At 40.3% G+C, this 18242-nt stretch carries 12 protein-coding genes; 2 read left to right on the top strand and 10 right to left on the bottom strand.

What is annotated here, in order from left to right; translation table 11 throughout:
• Positions 1-4: 4 nt before the first annotated feature.
• The 3 genes from dhaM to dhaK are packed head-to-tail and all read right to left on the bottom strand — an operon-like array spanning position 5 to position 1979.
• On the bottom strand, positions 5-379 hold the full coding sequence (gene dhaM, locus H7T93_RS07740; protein WP_049545759.1) for a dihydroxyacetone kinase phosphoryl donor subunit DhaM: 375 nt from the start codon (positions 377-379) through the stop codon (positions 5-7).
• Positions 380-382: 3 nt separating this feature from the next.
• Entirely contained in the window at positions 383-958 is a 576-nt protein-coding gene (gene dhaL, locus H7T93_RS07735) for a dihydroxyacetone kinase subunit DhaL (RefSeq protein WP_004182241.1), read from the bottom strand.
• Positions 959-989: 31 nt separating this feature from the next.
• Complete coding sequence (gene dhaK, locus H7T93_RS07730) at positions 990-1979, bottom strand: dihydroxyacetone kinase subunit DhaK (RefSeq protein ID WP_002891299.1); 990 nt, start codon at positions 1977-1979, stop codon at positions 990-992.
• Between the two features lie 327 nt (positions 1980-2306).
• On the opposite strand from dhaK, the gene H7T93_RS07725 reads away from it, so the two are divergent.
• Positions 2307-3572 (top strand): threonine/serine ThrE exporter family protein, encoded by a 1266-nt coding sequence (locus H7T93_RS07725; RefSeq protein ID WP_002891300.1) that lies wholly within the window; start codon positions 2307-2309, stop codon positions 3570-3572.
• A gap of 366 nt (positions 3573-3938) precedes the next feature.
• Positions 3939-7445: a KxYKxGKxW signal peptide domain-containing protein gene (locus tag H7T93_RS07720; protein WP_201041740.1), complete on the top strand. Its 3507-nt coding sequence runs from the start codon at positions 3939-3941 to the stop codon at positions 7443-7445.
• A 239-nt stretch (positions 7446-7684) separates the two neighbouring features.
• Here H7T93_RS07720 and H7T93_RS07715 read toward each other — a convergent pair whose 3' ends face one another.
• From H7T93_RS07715 to H7T93_RS07685, 7 genes are all read right to left on the bottom strand, one after another.
• Entirely contained in the window at positions 7685-8005 is a 321-nt protein-coding gene (locus H7T93_RS07715) for a hypothetical protein (protein WP_037602257.1), read from the bottom strand.
• Positions 8006-8138: 133 nt separating this feature from the next.
• Positions 8139-10154 carry a M13 family metallopeptidase gene (locus H7T93_RS07710; protein WP_201041739.1) on the bottom strand — a complete coding sequence of 672 codons (2016 nt, stop codon included), beginning with the start codon at positions 10152-10154 and terminating at the stop codon, positions 8139-8141.
• A 242-nt stretch (positions 10155-10396) separates the two neighbouring features.
• On the bottom strand, positions 10397-10726 hold the full coding sequence (locus H7T93_RS07705) for a bacteriocin immunity protein (RefSeq protein ID WP_014632901.1): 330 nt from the start codon (positions 10724-10726) through the stop codon (positions 10397-10399).
• Positions 10727-10937: 211 nt separating this feature from the next.
• Positions 10938-11525: a DUF1648 domain-containing protein gene (locus tag H7T93_RS07700; protein WP_070847240.1), complete on the bottom strand. Its 588-nt coding sequence runs from the start codon at positions 11523-11525 to the stop codon at positions 10938-10940.
• A complete protein-coding gene (locus H7T93_RS07695; protein ID WP_045768468.1) occupies positions 11515-11790 on the bottom strand; it encodes an autorepressor SdpR family transcription factor in 276 nt (91 codons plus the stop codon). Before H7T93_RS07695 ends, H7T93_RS07700 begins: the two co-directional genes overlap by 11 nt.
• A complete protein-coding gene (locus H7T93_RS07690; protein ID WP_145517234.1) occupies positions 11777-12514 on the bottom strand; it encodes a YhfC family glutamic-type intramembrane protease in 738 nt (245 codons plus the stop codon). The genes H7T93_RS07695 and H7T93_RS07690 overlap by 14 nt, the downstream gene beginning before the upstream one ends.
• Positions 12515-12744: 230 nt before the next feature.
• Positions 12745-17478, bottom strand: coding sequence for a glycoside hydrolase family 70 protein (locus H7T93_RS07685; protein ID WP_201041738.1), 4734 nt, complete (start codon positions 17476-17478; stop codon positions 12745-12747).
• Positions 17479-18242: the final 764 nt, after the last annotated feature.

Here is an 18242-nt window from a genome sequence, read left to right as displayed (position 1 = left end):
TTTTCTATTTTTGAATGGTCAATTCATTAATCTGAGATAAGATTTCAACCTCACTCGCTCCTGCCTGAAGCAAGGCTGCAGCCGCATAGGCCCCCTCAATGAGAGGTACCTGTTGAATAAGGATTTCCTTGTCTGAAAATTCCTCAAGCATTTCCAAATTCATACGGGAACTGCCTAGGTCGTAAAAGGCCAAGAGTCGGTTGGCGGGCTGACTGTCCACAGCCACTTGGACATGGTCAAAACTAGATCCCAAGCCACCATCTTCCAGACCACCTGTAGCCGTCAAAGGGATATCTGGAGCGACTTCACGAATCAGGCTCACCAAACCTTTAGCAATATCCGCAGAGTGGGACACAATCACAATTCCAAGTTCTGGCATATCCTAGCCCTCCGCTTCTAGCAAGGCTTTGAAGAGTAGACCAGACGAATAAGAGCCTGGATCAATGTGACCAATAGAACGCTCACCTACATAAGAGGCACGCCCCTTGGTAGCCACAACTTCCTTGGTTGAAAGAACAGCTTGATCAATAAGGTCATTGGTTAATTGACCTTGTTTGACAGCTTCAACAACTGGGTGCCAAACATCCACCATGGTCTTTTCACCAACTTGTGCATGACCACGTTTTTTAATCATCTCGAGACCTGCCTCAAGCACTCCTGCCAAATCTTGACCAGCTTGTTCAGCCTTCATCATGCCCATAAAGGCAGACCCATAGAGCGGACCTGAGGCACCACCAACCTTGCTAATCAAGGCCATTGAGACTGCCTTAAACACTTCTGCTGCACTTTGTGGTTCCGTGCTCTTAATAGCCTCAATGGCTGCCGCCATACCACGCGCCAAGTTAGCACCATGATCACCATCTCCAATAGGACCGTCTAATTCAGACAAGTGGTCTTTTTCTGCTTCAACTTTTTGGTTAAAGCCTTGCATCCATTTTACTGCAACTGTTTTATCCATAATATACCTAATTTCTAGTTCTCACGTCAGACTACCAAGCAATAGTCTTAACTGGACTCTCCAAAGCCTCAAGCCAAGCCTCATCTTCAATCTTCATCAGAGTCAATGAGAGGCCTGCCATATCAATAGATGTCATGTAATTACCTAATTTTTTATATGCCACATCTAGTCCGGCATCTCCAAGAATGCTTGCTACATCATTAGCAAAGACATACTGCTCCATGAGAGGTGTCGCACCCATACCATTGATGAGAAGGGCATAGCGTTCGCCTGACTTAGCCTCAAAGGCTTCAAGGAGCTTCCCTGTCAATTCTTCAGCTAACTGTCGAGAAGGTTGCATAGACTCCTTGCGATAGCCTGGTTCACCATGGATACCAATACCGTACTCTATTTCATCCTCTGCTAGGACAAAACCAGGCTTGCCGACCTCAGGAACTGTCGCACCGCTAAGGGCCAAACCAATAGTGTGGATATTAGGAACAATCTTGTCAGCCAAGTCTTTGATTTCAGCCAGAGACTTACCTTCGCGAGCCGCATGACCTAGGATCTTATGCACGAAAATGGTACCTGCAACCCCACGACGACCTTGAGTATAGAGGCTATTTTCCACAGCAATATCGTCGTCCACAACGACACTGGCAACCTCGATACCTTCCATTTCAGCCAATTCTTGAGCCATCTCAAAATTCATGATGTCCCCAGAATAATTTTTAACAACCATGAAGACACCAGCCCCTTGATCTGCTTCCTTGATAGCTTCCAAAATTTGATCAGGCGTTGGTGACGTAAATACTGCACCTGCGATGGCTGCTGAAAGCATACCATCACCTACAAAACCAGCGTGAGCTGGCTCATGACCACTTCCGCCACCAGAAATGAGACCAACTTGACCAGCAGCCTGCTCATTTCTTACAATGATGTCAAAGCCGTCAACACGATGCACCAAATCACTGTGAACATAAGCCAAACCATCTAGCATCTCTGTCACAACATTTTCAGGTTTATTGATAATTTTTTTCATGGAACTGCCTCCTTTTCAAAGGTATCATCTATTTGCACTTACATTTGTTCCCTTCTTTAATTGCTAAGACCCCTATAAATAAAGGACTTAAACGCTTTTTGAGAAAGGTAGCGTAAAAATATGTAAACGCATACATTTTATAATTTAATTGTAGCATTTGCCTCTACCAATAGCAAGGCAAAAGGCAAGCCCCCCCATTTTCCTGCCCCCTATCATTAAGTAGAAGAAAAATCTCATAGAAAGTCCTATTTTAGTCGTCAAAGCTATTGAAAAACCACCATTCAAGCCTTATAATGGAATGACGAATTAAGCGCTAAGGAGGTTCAAATGACCATCGATTTTCCAAGAGAGACAGAAATAGAAACCAAAAATGAAATGGATGCCGTCCTTCAGGCAGGCCGTGTCCTTATGGAGAGCGGTGCTGAGATTTACCGTATCGAGGACACCATGGGACACATGGCCAAGTCTCTTGGTATCAGAGACTTCTCCACTTATGTGGTCAATCGAGGAGTCATGATTTCTGGACTCAACCGCTCAGGTCTTAAAGAGTCTCGTGTCCTAGCTACCTCAGTCCCGTCTATCCATCTAGGTAAACTAGAGGAAGTAAACCGCCTGTCTCGAGAACTGGCAGAACAGCCAAATCAGCCTGTATCTAGCATTTTCCAAAAGCTGAAAACCATTGAGCAGAAGACTTTCTATCGTCCTTTAGAGGATATTATAGCCTGTGTCATTGGTGCAGGGAGCTTCTCACTAGCCCTTGGAAGTAGCTGGATTGATGGAACTGCTGCGGCTATATCGGGAGTTTTTGTAGGGATTGGCATGCAACTCTTTTCCCGTTTTATTCATACCAGTTTCTTGCAGATTATCCTTTCTAGTGCCATTGCCGCTTTATCAGCTAACATTCTCTATTATTTGGGTATCGGGCAACATCGTAGCGTGATTATTCTGGGCACCTTGATGATTTTGATTCCTGGGGCTTACTTTGTAAATGCCATTCGAGAATTCACCCAGAACAACTACTATAGCGGTCTGGCCCTGATGTTGTCAGGGGTCTCCACTTGTCTATCTATCTCTGTCGGTGTTCTTGCCATGATTTCCATCCTCCCCTTTGCGGAACAGTTATCAGGCATATTCTCAACACCGTCAACCTCATGGCTGGGGGTCTTGATTCAGACCTTCATGGCAGGACTTGGGACAGCAGCCTTCTCCGTGCTTTACCGAGTGCCTAAGAAATACTTCTTAGACCTTGGGACCCTAGGTGCCGGCTCATGGCTCCTCTACCTCTTGATTTGGAACAATACCCATCACGAGGTCCTCGCCATCCTCTTCCCAGCCCTATTAGTCACTATCACCTCACGCTTTTTGGCCCACTACCGTAGATGTCCAGCTACAGTCTTCCTAGCCTCAAGCATGTTCCCACTCATCCCAGGGATGAGCTTCTACCGTGCGGTCTACTTCCTCTTAATCGGAAATGCAGACCTAGGCCTCAGCTTCCTACGAGCTTGTTTCCTGGCCTCCTTTACCATCGCCATCGCCGTCAGTTTGACACAACAAATCCCTAGCCGCTATTTTGTACTAGGGAAGAAGAAATAAATTGTTGAAAGCCATTGGTTTTGTATACCAGTGGCTTTTTTGGTGGCGTTCTAAAATCAGTGGATAGCATATTATGAATATCAAAAATACCCTACTCAAGGATCTATCCGCTGCTAACTTAAAGCAAATACATCATTAACTCTCTTTAATGAAAGTTTATCATTCATATACTATCAGTTTTGTTTAGAGTAGAGTTGGAAAGAGTTTATACAAAAAATAAAAACGCTTACACAATTCTTTGATTTTATTAAAATGTGATGATAAACTTGATATGTAAGCAATAGAACTATAATATTACCTTAATTTTACTCATGAGTTAACCATATCCTTGCTAACATTGTTCAGTTTAATGAAAGGAGCATTATCATGGAAAAGAAAGTATACTTTAAACTTCACAAAGTAAAAAAGCAATGGGTAACCATTGCAGTAACTGGTCTAGCTCTAGGACTTAGTTTTGCAAGCTTGGGCTATGTGTCCGCAGCTGAACAGACTCACCCCACCTCAGAACCAACGGTTGAAAACAGCATAGAAGAAAATGCAACCGATGTCATAAGCTCGTCAACTAATGAAATCACCACTAAAGCAGAGGAAGACAAATCTTTTGTCACACCAAACACAAGAGAAATCATCACTGAAACTACTTCTACTGAATCTAAACAAAGTGTCACTGATGCAGCTACTTCAGACATAGGTACTTCTGAAATTAACTCTCAACAAGCTCTTCGTTCGGAAGTCTCTACTGTTACTAGCAGTGAAGTCGTAAGCTCTGAAACATCACATTCTGAAACAAATGCAGCCCATGAAGTAGAAGAAAGTCCCGTAATATCCGGCGGTCATTACACTAGCGATGATCAGGGCAACTGGTACTATATTAAGGATGGGAAAGCACTTACTGGTATGCAAAATATTGATAATGTGAATGTCTACTTCGATGCCGATGGTAAGCAAGTCAAAGGAGACACCCGTCACGTTAATGGATCAACATATCACTTTGAGAAAGATAGTGGACAACTTACCCGTAATGCTTTTGCATCTGATAAGAATGGAAATTGGTACTACTTAGGCCAAGATGGGAAAGCACTTATCGGTAAACAAGTTATTGACAATATACCACTCTACTTTTACCCTAATGGTGTCCAAGCTAAAGATGCCTTTGTCGTACTAGATGGAAATTCCTATTATTTTCAAAAAGATACTGGCCAATTGGTTCGTGACCGTTTTTGGTCGGATGACGACGGCAACTGGTACTATAGTGATAAAGAAGGGAAACTTCTAACAGGCGAACAGACTATAGATGGCTTCGACATGTATTTCTACCCAGACGGTGTTCAGGCCAAGGGTGAAATCGTTACAATAGGTATCGAACCCTATTACTTTGATAAGGATAGTGGTCATAAGGTCATAAATACCGACATCACTATTAATGGAAAAACTTACCACGCAGAAGCTAATGGACTTTTGATTGAAACTGAACAGAAACTTCCTCAACGTCCACTTGTTTCTGGTGGCCATTTCGAAGAGGATTCCTCAGGCAACTGGTATTATTACACCGCAACAGGAGAGAAACTAAGAGGATGGCAAAATGTAGATGGAGTAACTCTTTACTTTGATGAAGAAGGTCGTCAAGCGAAAGATGGCGAAAGAATCATAGACGGCTTCCATTACTATTTTAGTCACTATTCAGGTGCTGTAAAAACCAACTATTGGCATACTTGGTCTATTGAAATCAGAAGATGGGAACCATTTGAAAAAACGTATAACATCTATTATGGTTCTGATGGTCGACGTTACTATGGATGGCATCGAGTTGGCGATCAACTTTATTATTTTGATCATACTGGTCGAGTTGAAAATGCTCTTACTACCTTCAAAGGACAAAAATACCTCTTTGACAATCATGGAAAATTGGTAAAAGATGCCTTTTATATTCAGTCATTACGTGTCTTTGCTGGAACTTTAAATACTAGTTATCGCTCCAATAAATTTGGTCAAGTACTAACCGGAGAACATCATATTAATGGTGATGACTACTATTTTTCAAATTCTGGTTCAGCAGTCACTGCTATTGTCACAAAAGGTGGTAAGGATTATTATTATTTTGAAGGTAAACTTCTGAAAAACTATCTCGGACCTTTACTCGTACGTCAGTATATGGATGATTATACTTACTACCATGGCATCGTAGGTACAGATAAGGATGGGAGGGTACTTACTGGTGTTAGCACTGCAAATAATGGTAAACTCTATTATTTTGAAAATAAAGGAGATATTTACCATGAAAGATATATCCCCCAAATGGTTACAGTTACAACACCTACATGGAAAACGATTGATGGTAAGCTATACCACTTAGAACCTAGCATAAACAGAACTTACAAATCTGGAAGAAGCCGAACCTATACCGTCAGAGAAGAAGTAGACATTATTAACCACGGAGTACAAACAAAGACCGATAAGATTAAACGTATTATTGATGATGATTTTGGTAATCTATACTATCTTGATGAAAACAATGATTTTTACATCGGACATCTACTTCCAGAAAACACAGATTTAACCAAGATTGAAGAAACTGTAATTCAAAGTGACAATAAATTCTATGCTTTCAATAGAACAAGTTCGCTTTCCGAAACTTCCCCTCTTACAGTTTCCAAGACCTTAGTTTACAATAAAAAAGCCTACCTCATTGATGATAAAGGAGTAGCGACCGAAACTAAACTAACAAATCGTTTCGAACACGATGATGCATGGAATTGGTACTACTTTGATAACGAGGGAAAAGCTGTCACCGGACTCCATTCAATAGATAATGTCACTCTATACTTTGATAAAGAGGGCAAACAAGCTAAGGGACGACTTGTCGAAATTGACGGTCAAACACATTATTTCGATAGAGACAGCGGAGCTATGTGGACTAACCGAACACTTGAACTTAATGGTATTCGTTATGTCATTGACCAAAATGGTTATGTAACTATGAACAAACCTGGACAATTTATTCAAGATAAAGATGGTGATTGGGCTTATATTAAAGAAAACGGACAGTTAGCCACAGGACTTCAAATTATTAATCATCAAAAATACTACTTTGATCCAACTGGAAAACAAGCCAAAGGAAAACGACTTCTGCTTGATGGAAAGTACTATTTCTTCGATAACGATACTGGTGCTATGTTCGTAAATAAATTCCATGAAACAGGCGATTACTTTTCTAAAGAATATACTTATTTTGGCGAGGATGGAAGCCAGATATTTGGTTGGGCAACTATTGACGGTAAACGTGTTTATTTTAAAGAAGATGGCTATCAAGTTCGAAATGATAGATACAAGATAGGTGATTTCGATTATTTCTTCAAAAAAGACGGTAGTATGCTTTCTAATGATATTGACGGCAACTACAATTACTATTATGCTGATAAAGACGGTCATCTACAGTTCGGATGGGTTACTCATAATAATGAAACCTACTATATCAGCCCACCATGGGGAGCTGAAAACCGAACATATCTAAAAAATATCAATGAAAAGACCTATCTTTTTGGCCCTAAAGGACGACTTCTAAGGAATACAGCTACAGACACCTCGACCTCTTGGAATGGTTTCTGTATCTCTGATGAAAATGGAGTTGTAAAAACAGGTGTCATTCGGTTAGAAGATAATAGACTTTATTATTTCAACCCTGAAATTTATATGACTACTCCTTTTAGTGGCGAATGGGCAGAGTTTGATGGTAAACTTTATCATTTTGAAATGCCGATATCAGTTAGTCCATACTCAAAAGGTTCTCCAATTACCACTAACACTACGCTTGAAAAAGATGGAAAAACCTATATTATTGACGAAAATGGCGTAGCTACAGAGAAAAAGGATTAACATCAAACTAACAACTGTAAGCATTTGAAAAATACCTCATTTTTGCCAAAATGTATTCAAAAACACCAGAAATCAATTTTTCTGGTGTTTTCTTTTTATTTTCTAAAACATAGTAAAGCTACCTGACAGAATCTCTTTCATCAATCTACTTCAAATCAAAATATTCCTTAACATCTTTAGCATAGCCATACTGCTGGTTTAAACGCTCGATTAAGTCTTTGTTATGCCCTGGATAATTGTCATTTCTCACCATCACCCTCATACAAAGATTCCACCAAACGTTCAAAGGGTTCTATATGCTCCCAATACTCAAAAGGAAGATTTGAAATCTTACTTAAATCATTATCATCAAAATGATACACGAGATGGCGTAGTATTTGATTTTCAATATAATGGATATCTCTCAGCTCCTCGAGACTGATTGTATCCAGTTCTATGATGTAGTGACACAAATCATCAAGTGCCTTTACGTCAAATTGTTTCTCCTCGTGTAGGAAGTAGAGAAAGCTCTGATTCTCACCTCTTTTATTATCTTCTATCAGATTCCTTTTATGCTTCATTCTTGAATCCTTTCCTTAATAGCACCATTATAACACTAGAAAATGATTCCCCAAAACGACAACATAAAAAGAGAACCTGGGATGTTTCCATTCCAAATTCTCTTCTTGTTGATTTACAAAATAGCAACACATCTTACCACAAACTAATGCGTTTGCTTGGTGCCAAGTACATGTCATCCCCTTCTTTGATTTGAGGGTAGGTCTCATAGAACTCAGGAAGGTTTTTAAGTTGTTGGTTAACACGTAGCTCATTTGGTGCGTGGACGTCTTGCACCATGGTATATTTGTTGTACTGTAGGCTAGCCTTTTGTTTCCAGATATCTGCGTAGTTCTCAAAGTAATCCTTGAGGTTAGGTTTTGTCATATCTGTTTTGAGAACTTGTAGTGTGGATGAGAGACCACCAGCATCTGCGACATTCTCAGTGACTGTGAGTTTTCCATTTACCTTAGTCCCGTAAATTTCCAAACCATTCCACTGGTCTTCAAAGGCTTTGATCCTCTTGTCGAAAGCTTTAGTATCTGCTTTTGTCCACCAGTTATGCATGTCACCATTCTCATCATAATCGGCTCCATTGGAGTCAAAGGCATGGGTAATTTCATGTCCAATCACGACACCGATACCACCATAGTTCTTTTCAGTACTTTGGTTTTTGTCATAAAACGGAGCTTGCAAAATACCAGCCGGGAAGTTGATACTGTTACTTTCTGGGTTGTAATAGGCATTGATATCAAAAGCAGAACCAGACCATTTATTCTTATCAATAGGATCATCAAAATGATCAATGGTATAACGTTTTCCGAACTGGGCAATATCTTCTGACAGTTCAAAGAAGGACTTGTTAGGGTCAAGATGTAGTTCCTTAGTACCAGGATCGACATCTTCCTGATAACCTACGAAAACCTTCATTTTATCCAACTTTTCGATGGCCTTGTTGCGTGTGCCTTCCGTCAACCAATCATTCTGTTGGAGACGGCCACGATAGACATTTTTGATTTTATCAATCATACCTGTCACATCAGTCTTGGCTTCTTCACCAAAGTATTTACGTCCATAATAGACACTCATGACATCGCTAAACAGATTGACACTCATCTCATAGACTGTATCTTCTTTAGAAATTGGCTTTTGTGTGCCCATAATAGCCATGCTAATCGATGCAAAATTCAAACGGTAATCTTCTGTCAAAGAATTTGACGCTGCCATAGCTTCTTGCACTAATATCCATGATTTTATTTTAGAAAAATTGTCCTGATTAACGATCTTACTATAGTTCTCAAAATACTTGGTATTAGGAACATTGATAGTATTTAAATCACGGCCCATGATACCTTTGATGACATCATATAATTTGAAGGAACCAGAGTAGTCATTAATCTCTTCTGCTGTTTTAGGGTGAACCAAATTCTTACTTTCAGATATCTCTTCGTTACTGAGACTGTACTTAGCAATGATTTCGTCGAACTCCAGTGCTTCCTTGACAATCCGTTTACTATTTTTTTCACTATATCCAAGCATTTCCAACGCTTTTTGCGTGGCTGTTTCAATTGGAGTCAAATATTGTTTCTTGCTGGCCTCGTCTTTATAAATAGACACATCTGGCAATAAGATACTTGGGGGACTCAATTGGATTTGTTTTTGGCTGGTATTCTCTGCGTTAGTTCCTACGTCATAACCAAATGGAAGAGGAATCCCTTTATCAGTCAAGCTAGCAGATTTACTGGCCAAATCATTTACATCCTTGATATCCTCAATTTCTTTTAGATAAGGTTTGAGAGGTTCAAGTCCATCTTTCTCACGTTGCTTGTAATTACTAGCAGCCTTGTAGAAGGTGATAAACTCAGACATTCCCGTAATATCTGACGTTTCCTTGCCCTCCCCTAAATTTTTGATATCCTTCTTTAGCTTGCCTTTGATATCTTCATCTAGAGTATAAAAATTATCAATGCTTGGAGAATCAGCAGGAATTTTGGCTTTTAGGAGCCAGTCCTTGTTAACAGCTTGATAAAAATTAGAAGCTACCGTAGCATTCTTATCAATTGGCGTTTCTTGCGGAACAAAGGTTTTATAAGCCCAAAAACCGCCTCCAGCAAGAGCTAAGGCCAAAGCTCCCGTTATGGAGCCAAGAATAATTTTCTTACGCTTTTTCATAAATACTCCTCATAAAATTAAATTAATATATTTGTATTATATCATTAGAACACTTATTTTAGCAAGCTGTTTTTGGGAGACAAAAAGAAGTAATCAGACGATTACTTCTTTTTATTTTCTTAAATAGCGAAAATTAGGTATTACGACACCAAAGATAAGAACAATAAAAGATCAACTAAATCCAACTTAATGGGTTTAGTTGATCTTTTTTGTCATTTTACTAATCATCACAAGCAGATAAATCATTTAAAAGACAAACTGCCGAGTGATGTTAATCCTCTTGCTAGATTAAAGTTACGCTCTGATTTTTCTTGGAATTCTGTGAGCGTCTTACTCAAGTCACTCACTCCAGAACTCAGTGATTTGCCTTTAGAAAGATTGCGGACTGCTAGAACTTGAATAGCTCTACATAATTCTGCTAGAAGTTCATCATTATCCTTCTTCCCAACTTCTATTTCATTTTTAAACTTGACAAGCAACTCTCTCTCATTTTCAGTTGTTTCTGGATTTACAATCAGATTATAGATATTGTTTAAGATATCCGTAATTTGCGTGTTATTGCTTTTTGTCATCTAGATTACCTCCTATAACCTGTAGCAAGATTAGGTCGAGCAAGTGAATTAAATTGGTTAATTGTTTGTGTTGTCATGAGCAACGACCTCTTTTGATAGTTCGCTATGACATCATTATACACATCTAGCATATTAAATTCAAGAACAAAAATATCCTTCTGCCACGAATGCACGAACGGACAAAAAGAAGTAATCAGACGATTACTTCTCTTTATTTTCTTAAACAGCGAAAATTGGGTAACAAGATACTCAAGATAAGAACTATAAAAATGCCTAAAATCATAATTGTAGTATAGGGATTAAAGCAGAGACTTATTAGCAAGACAAGACTCATCGCAACCATTAGGTATCCCAACTTTCTCACTACTGATTTACTGCTCTGGTTATGATTTTTTGTAGCCAGACCTATTCTTTTAGGAAGATAATTTCCAATCACTAGAAAAATGAGTGCCACTAACCAAATCACAGTCAAGCGAACTTGAACATGGCCTCCTAAGGCAACAATCAATATAAGACCTTGAATAAGCACAGCAGAAATTGGGACCAACCATAGCATAAACTCTTTTAAGAATGGGATCGTTATTTGTTTAAAGAATGAAAAACAGAGATTATATATGATTAACGCAAGAAAAGGAAGTGCAACAATTGCTAAATTGCGATTCATAAAACCATTGGCTTGCTCTTCCACATTAAAGTGGATTGCAATCTGATTTGGTAGTTGTTTGTAAAAGACTAGTCCGACAATAACCGGTGTAAGTATCACTATATTACCAATGACTCTTTGCATATTATTTTTCATCTTCTTTTCCTCCAAGTGATTGAATCCAAGTTAAAATTTCTTCAAAAACGGTCAAGTTCAAACTGTAGTAGATAAAATTCTTCTGTTTTTCTTCTTCAATAAGTCCTGCTTTTTTCAAGGTAGACAAATGATGGGAAACTGTTGCAGGAGCCAAGTCAAACTGCTGGCTGATTTCACCAGCAGACTTGGGCCCAGACTTTAGATAGTCTAAAATTTCTCTCCTCACAGGGGCAGAGATGGCTTTTAAGGTTTCAGATAAGCCCATGAGTTTCCTCCTTTTTCCAAATTTGGCTTGTCACAAGTCCGACACCTAGCATATAAATAGCTAACATGACTTCGATTAATAAGATATTTCTGACTATCCCTTGTTGATAAGCACCTGCCAAAAAATCGATGGTAGCATGAAGTAATATCGCCCCAAAATAGAATGAAAGCTTTTGCTTAGTGACTGCTAGAAAATCCCAAGCTGTAAGCAAGACATGTAAAACCAAGGCAACTAGTCTTTCAAAGAGAGACATAACCACTGCAAATCCAGTTAGTTGGTTGACCTGACTCACAAGAAGTGGCGGCAATTGACTGGTCTGACCTGAATGAATGGCCTGTAAAGCAATGATGTAAGTGAATAACCCCATCACTCCAAGCAAAATAAATTCACTAAGTCCATGTCCAAAACCGTAGGCAACAATATCAGATGTCATCAACCTTCTTTTCTTAGCAAGGACCTTAAACACCACATAGCGTGTTGTTTCTTCGACAAGGCCAGCCATAAGTCCTCCATAAATAATGGTCAACCATTTAGAAGAGTGAGCAAGACCAGAAACAGCCACAGCATTGATAGGTCCTTCAATCATCATGACAGGTAAGGCAAAACCAATCAGACCTACTAAAAAGAGCTTGATTGAAAATTGCCATTTTTTCTTCAGAACGATAAAACTTATGATGGCGATAACTAACATGGCAAGAATTGTCATAAAAAGGAATGTTTCCATTTGATTTATCCTTTCCTTGATACGGAGCATCAGTACGACTTAAGTCATAATACCTATTTCTATACTTTTCGAAATAGATTCTACGCTTTTCTGAAAGCACTGTCAATAGTATTTCGAAGAAAATCGAAATAGGAGTACAAAAAAAGACCGTTTTCACGATCTTTCTTCTTGAGAATTTTCCCTCATTCTCGGCTGTGTGTTCTCTAGTCAGTCACATGGGCTACTACTGCTTATCTTCCTGGGACATATTCGCCAGTGTTAGCATCGTAGTAACGGCGTTGGCCGTTGACTGTGACGTAGGCGCCTTTAACTTGGCGACCTGATTGGTCAAAGTAAAGGTGTTGGCCATTGATGACTTGTTCGCCTGTTACGGCATAGCCATCAGCTCCGAAATAAGCCCAGACGTTAGGCTCGATTTGAGCGAAGCGGTTGGTTACAGGTTGGCCATCGTTTTCGTCATAGTACTTGTAACGACTACCGACCTTAACAGCTTTGCCCTTGTATTGGATACCATTTTGGTCAAAGTAGTATTCCTTGCCATTGATAGTCCACTTGCCTTTAAGGGCTTGGCCATCAGTATTGAAGTAAGACCATTGGTTTGGTGCAATCTCAGCAAAGCTGCTTGTTACAAGAGCTCCACTGTGGGCATCATAGTAATAAGTCTTACCATCTTCGACAACAGTTTTCCCCTTAACTTGGATACCATTTTTATCAAAGTACTTAAGGTATCCATGATCAGCACGAACTTGGCCTATAGCCAGTGAACCGTCATGTTTGAAGTACATCCACTGGTCATCACCTACTTGGAGGTAGCGTCCGCTAGCAAGAATACCTGATTCTGGCTCATAATAATATTTGATACCATTTTCTTCGATAATTTCACCCTTAGCTTGGCTACCATCTTCCTTGAAGTAATAGAGGTGACCATCAATGTATTGACGTCCTGTAACACGGTTACCTTCTTTATCAAAGTAGTTCCAAGCCTTAGTTGCTGGATTATAGACAAAGATGCTGCGTCCGATTTCGCCTGCTGGTGTAATGTAGCGAGCCTTACCATTTTCAAAGATAATAGAATCTGCACGATTGCTGTAGGCCGTACCGACGCTACCATCTTGGTTAAAGTAATAAGTCTTACCATCAATGACACGTGAACCAGTCACAGTGTTACCGTCAGCGTCAAAGTAATAACGTTTACCTGTGCTGCTGTCTGTCGCAAAGACGTTACGTCCCATATCTCCAGTTTCAGCAACATAGTAATGCAATTTACCATCATCTGTGCGGACAACGCGATCCTTAGCCTGGATACCCGTTTCACGGTCAAAGTAGAAATGGTGGCCACTCCAATGAAGGTTACCTACTACCATTGTTCCTTGAGTCGTAAAGGCACGAACCTGCTTATGCTTGTCATCAAAATCAACGAAGGCATTCTTAACCATGGCACCGTCTAGACCGTAATAGTAGGTATAGCCGTTGCTAGCACGACGAAGGGCGTTACGCAATTGGATACCATTGTCAAAGAAATAGTAATCCTTGTTATTGATGTTTTGGGCACCCTTGGTCATCTTACCGTCACCACCGAAGTAATACCAGTTACCGTTACCATCTTGAACAAATTCATTCTTAACAGCTTGGTTATCACGTAGGAAATAAACATCTTGTCCACGACGTTGGAAGACTTGAGTGCTTGTGATGGCACCTGTATCGCGAAGTGGTGTTGGCAAGAGTTGGCTGTTGGCTGAAGTATTAAAGTACTGGTTAGTCTTGTCATCACGAAGGACATAGTTGATACCTCGTCCAAGGATATTAGTTCCGTTGAAGTACTTAGCAGACCATTTAGTAATCTTTTCATTCGTAGGCAACTGCTTACCATTTGAGATTTGCACACGGTTGAAAATAGATGGGTATTTAGCTTTAAGCTCATCAAGGAAGGCACCACCATATTTACCTTGATAGTCTGTACCATCTGTACGAGTATTAGCCACATAGGCTTGGTCAATGATTTGGTAGCCTACTTGGTGGTTACCATAACCGTTAACACGTGTCGCATTAACCACTTCTTTTCCTGGGAGGTTATAGATTTGGTCTGGCACCCAGTCAGCAATGGCTTGAATACCGTCTTTGTGGAGGGCACGAAGGACATTAAGGAGGTCCTCAAGTGAGCCGTATTTATTATTTTGACTCAAGGCCATATCGTAACGGTCATCAAAGGCATAACCATTATCAATTGTTGAGTCAAGGAAAGTGCCATCTTTACTTGAAACGTACTGTGGTGGGAGTCCAACCGACGTGATTCCCCAAGCTTTGAGCAAGGCAGTGTTCTTAGCCAAGACACGGTTCATATAGAGTTCTGGCTGATCATCCGCAAAGGCTTGGAAGTTTGAGAAGGCTTCATACATAACCTGAGAATCAAGGGCTGCTGAAGACTTGTAAACTTGACCATCGCTATTGGCACGGTTACTTGGTTGTGTACGTGCGTCTTGGTTAGCCTTAGCCCCGACTGGTACCCAGACACCGAGGTAACCTGATACTTGCACATTTTCCACACCAAAAATATCATTGGCATTGAAGGTCAAGTTCCCATTCCAGTCAGTTCGTTTAAGAAGGTTTTTAGGCACATCAGAATCGTTGAGGTAGGTTGCTATACCATCCTTAGTCGTCAAAAGCAATGGGCGATAAAGCTGATTGCGATGGGCTCTACCCATATTCATCGTTACAGTTTCATTGCTACCCAATCGGAAATCATAGTTGTTAGTCATGATGACACCCATACCTTGCGTACGGGTTTCAGCAGTTCCCCAATCAGTTCTGTTATTGGCACCTTTACCATAACGAACAGAAGTCAAAAGTCCATCATTTCCGACTTTCTTCACTTCCATGTCTTGACCACCAGCTACATACTTGATACGGGCACGCAAGAGGGTGTCGATAGCATCAAAGTAAGGCGTCTTTTTCGCCATGTAGTGACCATCCTCACGGTAGAGGTCACCGTAATAAACACGTGTTACAGAGTCCTTGTTGGTCAACATGAGGGCATAGACAGATGGCAAGTTATATGACGCATAAGTCTTGTGAGCTGTATTGATATCCGCATTGTAAATCTCGAAGGCCTTCTTGATTTCATCACGGGTGAAATTGTAACCAAACAGATTTGGATTAATACGATCACGAATGATACGTTGGATAATGGTTTGCGCTTCAGTATCGTGGGCACGGGTGAAAATATAGTTGGCCATACGTTCACCGTTCTTATCGTTAGCACCTCGTGGATTCAAACTACTGTTGATGAAGGCCGTCATGTCCCCAAGCTGCATACGTGTATTTTTATCACGCATCAAAAGGTTGGTAAGGGCATTACGAAGGGCATTATCAATCGGAAGTTGCGCCCCTTTAGTATCCTTGTTGTAGTATGGGTCGTTGGCAGACCAGGCTTCCAAGTATGACAAGTGTTTGATCGCATTGGCTTCAGACTTGTCAACACCATAGGCTGCTTTGAAGTAATCTGACGCAATCTGAAGAAGGTCAGCATCCACATTGTCCAAGGCATCGACACGCAAACCGTCAAAGTTAGCAGTTGGGTCATTGGCCATGATACTTCCGATATTCATCATGAAGTGGAGCCAGTTAAGTTGCTCTGCCTGAACAGCTGGGTTTGAGTTGTCAATATCGTTGGCAAGCAAGAACTCAAGACCACCGATAGAATTGTCCTTGAAATACTTACGTGTCCCAGTCTGGTTTGTCGGTGTGCGGTTTAGGAGACGATAATCAGAATTGGCGTGGCTAGTACGGTTTCCTGTATCACCCTTACTGTTGTTAAAGAGTAATTGTCCGCCTTGTAAGTGGTCATATGAACTATTTTCAGTACTGCTATTCCAACCTGGCTGCGTCTTGATAAATTGGTCAATACTTGTACGCAACCAGTTAGTATTGCCTTCACGCGCGATACGTTCTTCAATCTTAGTCTGAACCGTTTTAGCAGCTTGGTCTAGACTTTCCTGGCTAGAGTTGGTTGAAAATGACCCTGCACCAAGACCTTGATTTTGCATGTAGTTAAGGTAGTTGACCTGAGTAGACTTATCAGGCCACCAAACCATCAATAGAGGACGTTTGTCCGCTTCAGTTGAAGCTGTCCAAGTTTTCCCATCCTTGAGAATGCTCTTTGGACGATACCAAGCATCGGCTGTGATGAAGGTGTCAAGCTGGTCCAAAGATTTGTCATCGTTTTTGTAGAGCTGGTTTCCAGATGAAAAATCGACGGTTGCCTTGATAGGTTCTGTTGAAAATTCATCCTGTGACTTAGTTGCAAGAGCCCCTGTTTCAGCATCAAAGTAATAAGACTTACCATCTTGCTCAAAGACAAAGTTCTTACGCACACTACCGTCACTATTGACATAGTATTGTTTGCCGTTAATCCATTGGATTCCAGTCGACGTGTTGGTGTTGGCTTCACGAGTTTCTGCCAAGACACGACGACTACGTGTATGAGCTTCTGTATTTGCCGTATCCGTTGTTGCTGCACGGTCTGTAGTTGCAGCGTTAGTATTTGCATCTGTAGTTGTAGCACTCGTATCAGCTGCAGCTGGTTGCACATTTGTGCTAGGTGCTGCTTGACCTGAGTTGGTGTCAACTGTTGCTACGTTTGTGGTAGGTGCTGCTGCTCTATCTGTGACAGCTGTTGTCGTGCTAGTGGTATCTGCAACGGGAATGTTGACGCTAGCAGTATTAGCATCTGCTGCGATAGTTGGTGCTACCGTAGTTGCTGCATCATTAGTTGTGGCAGGTGTTTCTTGAAGCAAATCCTGACTGCTATCACCCGACTGATTCGCAGGATTTTGCTCATCGGCCTGAACCTGTTGATCCGCCAACAAGGTTCCACCAGCAACAGTAACCATTGAGAGTGCTGTTACCCCAATTGTCACCCAATTCTTCTTCACTTTATGCATTTTAAAGCGTACTTTTTGTTCCATATTATATACCTTTTTCCCTTATATTATTTCTATCATAAGCTATTTGACAAGAGAATACAATTACACAACTATAATATCAGCTTAATGTATAGCCCCTAGTTTTCTAAGAAATCAGGCTCAAATGAATGGTAGAGTAAACGAGGAATTGGTAACTAACGGTATCATTAGGTTATAGCCCCTCCAAGCACTCCTTGCACTCCAACAATCTTAATTTATTTTTAAATAAAAAAACCTTCATTTCTAAGATGAAATAAAGGGTTTAACTAGAGGTATTGACATATAACTGTGAAAACCTGCGTGATTAACTCTGATTGGTGTTTTTACTCACTTTCTATTTACTACCACCTACTAGTGAAAAATGCACCTATGGTCTCAATAATTGCATAGAGGAATGCTTTTTTTCGTGTTCTGGAATCTGTTTTATAAAAGTAATAATTCGAAATTAAAAGAAATAATATGACAATGATAATCCAAGCCAAGATAAGCATGATTTCCCTCCTCTAAAAAGTCAGTTACGCCTCGAGTTTAACGAGATAGTTTCTCATAACTCCCCCTATCTCTATTTCCCTAAATACAACTATAATACCCATTATAACACGGCTATGGCTCCTTCTTTTGAATATGAGAGGGATAAAATTATTAGGATTTAAGCATGAAAAAAGCACCTAAAAAAACAGCAAAACCTTATCTTCACTAAAAAAACCAGCTTATGCTGGCTTTTTCGTCTATTTAATCATCTAGAGTTCTGATAGGAAAATAATAAT

Source organism: Streptococcus sp. 9.1 (genome assembly GCF_016648815.1).
GTDB classification, from domain to species: domain Bacteria; phylum Bacillota; class Bacilli; order Lactobacillales; family Streptococcaceae; genus Streptococcus; species Streptococcus salivarius_E.
Note: the sequence above shows the minus strand (reverse complement) of the source record. Positions and strands in the feature narration are given on the sequence as shown.

Coding starts and splice junctions, on each gene's coding strand:
- H7T93_RS07725 (WP_002891300.1), top strand. CDS start 2,307: ATGACCATCGATTTTCCAAGAGAGACAGAAATAGAAACCAAAAATGAA.
- H7T93_RS07690 (WP_145517234.1), bottom strand. CDS start 12,514: ATGGAAACATTCCTTTTTATGACAATTCTTGCCATGTTAGTTATCGCC.
- H7T93_RS07700 (WP_070847240.1), bottom strand. CDS start 11,525: ATGAAAAATAATATGCAAAGAGTCATTGGTAATATAGTGATACTTACA.
- H7T93_RS07705 (WP_014632901.1), bottom strand. CDS start 10,726: ATGACAAAAAGCAATAACACGCAAATTACGGATATCTTAAACAATATC.
- H7T93_RS07710 (WP_201041739.1), bottom strand. CDS start 10,154: ATGAAAAAGCGTAAGAAAATTATTCTTGGCTCCATAACGGGAGCTTTG.
- H7T93_RS07715 (WP_037602257.1), bottom strand. CDS start 8,005: ATGAAGCATAAAAGGAATCTGATAGAAGATAATAAAAGAGGTGAGAAT.
- dhaK (WP_002891299.1), bottom strand. CDS start 1,979: ATGAAAAAAATTATCAATAAACCTGAAAATGTTGTGACAGAGATGCTA.
- dhaM (WP_049545759.1), bottom strand. CDS start 379: ATGCCAGAACTTGGAATTGTGATTGTGTCCCACTCTGCGGATATTGCT.
- H7T93_RS07695 (WP_045768468.1), bottom strand. CDS start 11,790: ATGGGCTTATCTGAAACCTTAAAAGCCATCTCTGCCCCTGTGAGGAGA.
- H7T93_RS07685 (WP_201041738.1), bottom strand. CDS start 17,478: ATGGAACAAAAAGTACGCTTTAAAATGCATAAAGTGAAGAAGAATTGG.
- H7T93_RS07720 (WP_201041740.1), top strand. CDS start 3,939: ATGGAAAAGAAAGTATACTTTAAACTTCACAAAGTAAAAAAGCAATGG.
- dhaL (WP_004182241.1), bottom strand. CDS start 958: ATGGATAAAACAGTTGCAGTAAAATGGATGCAAGGCTTTAACCAAAAA.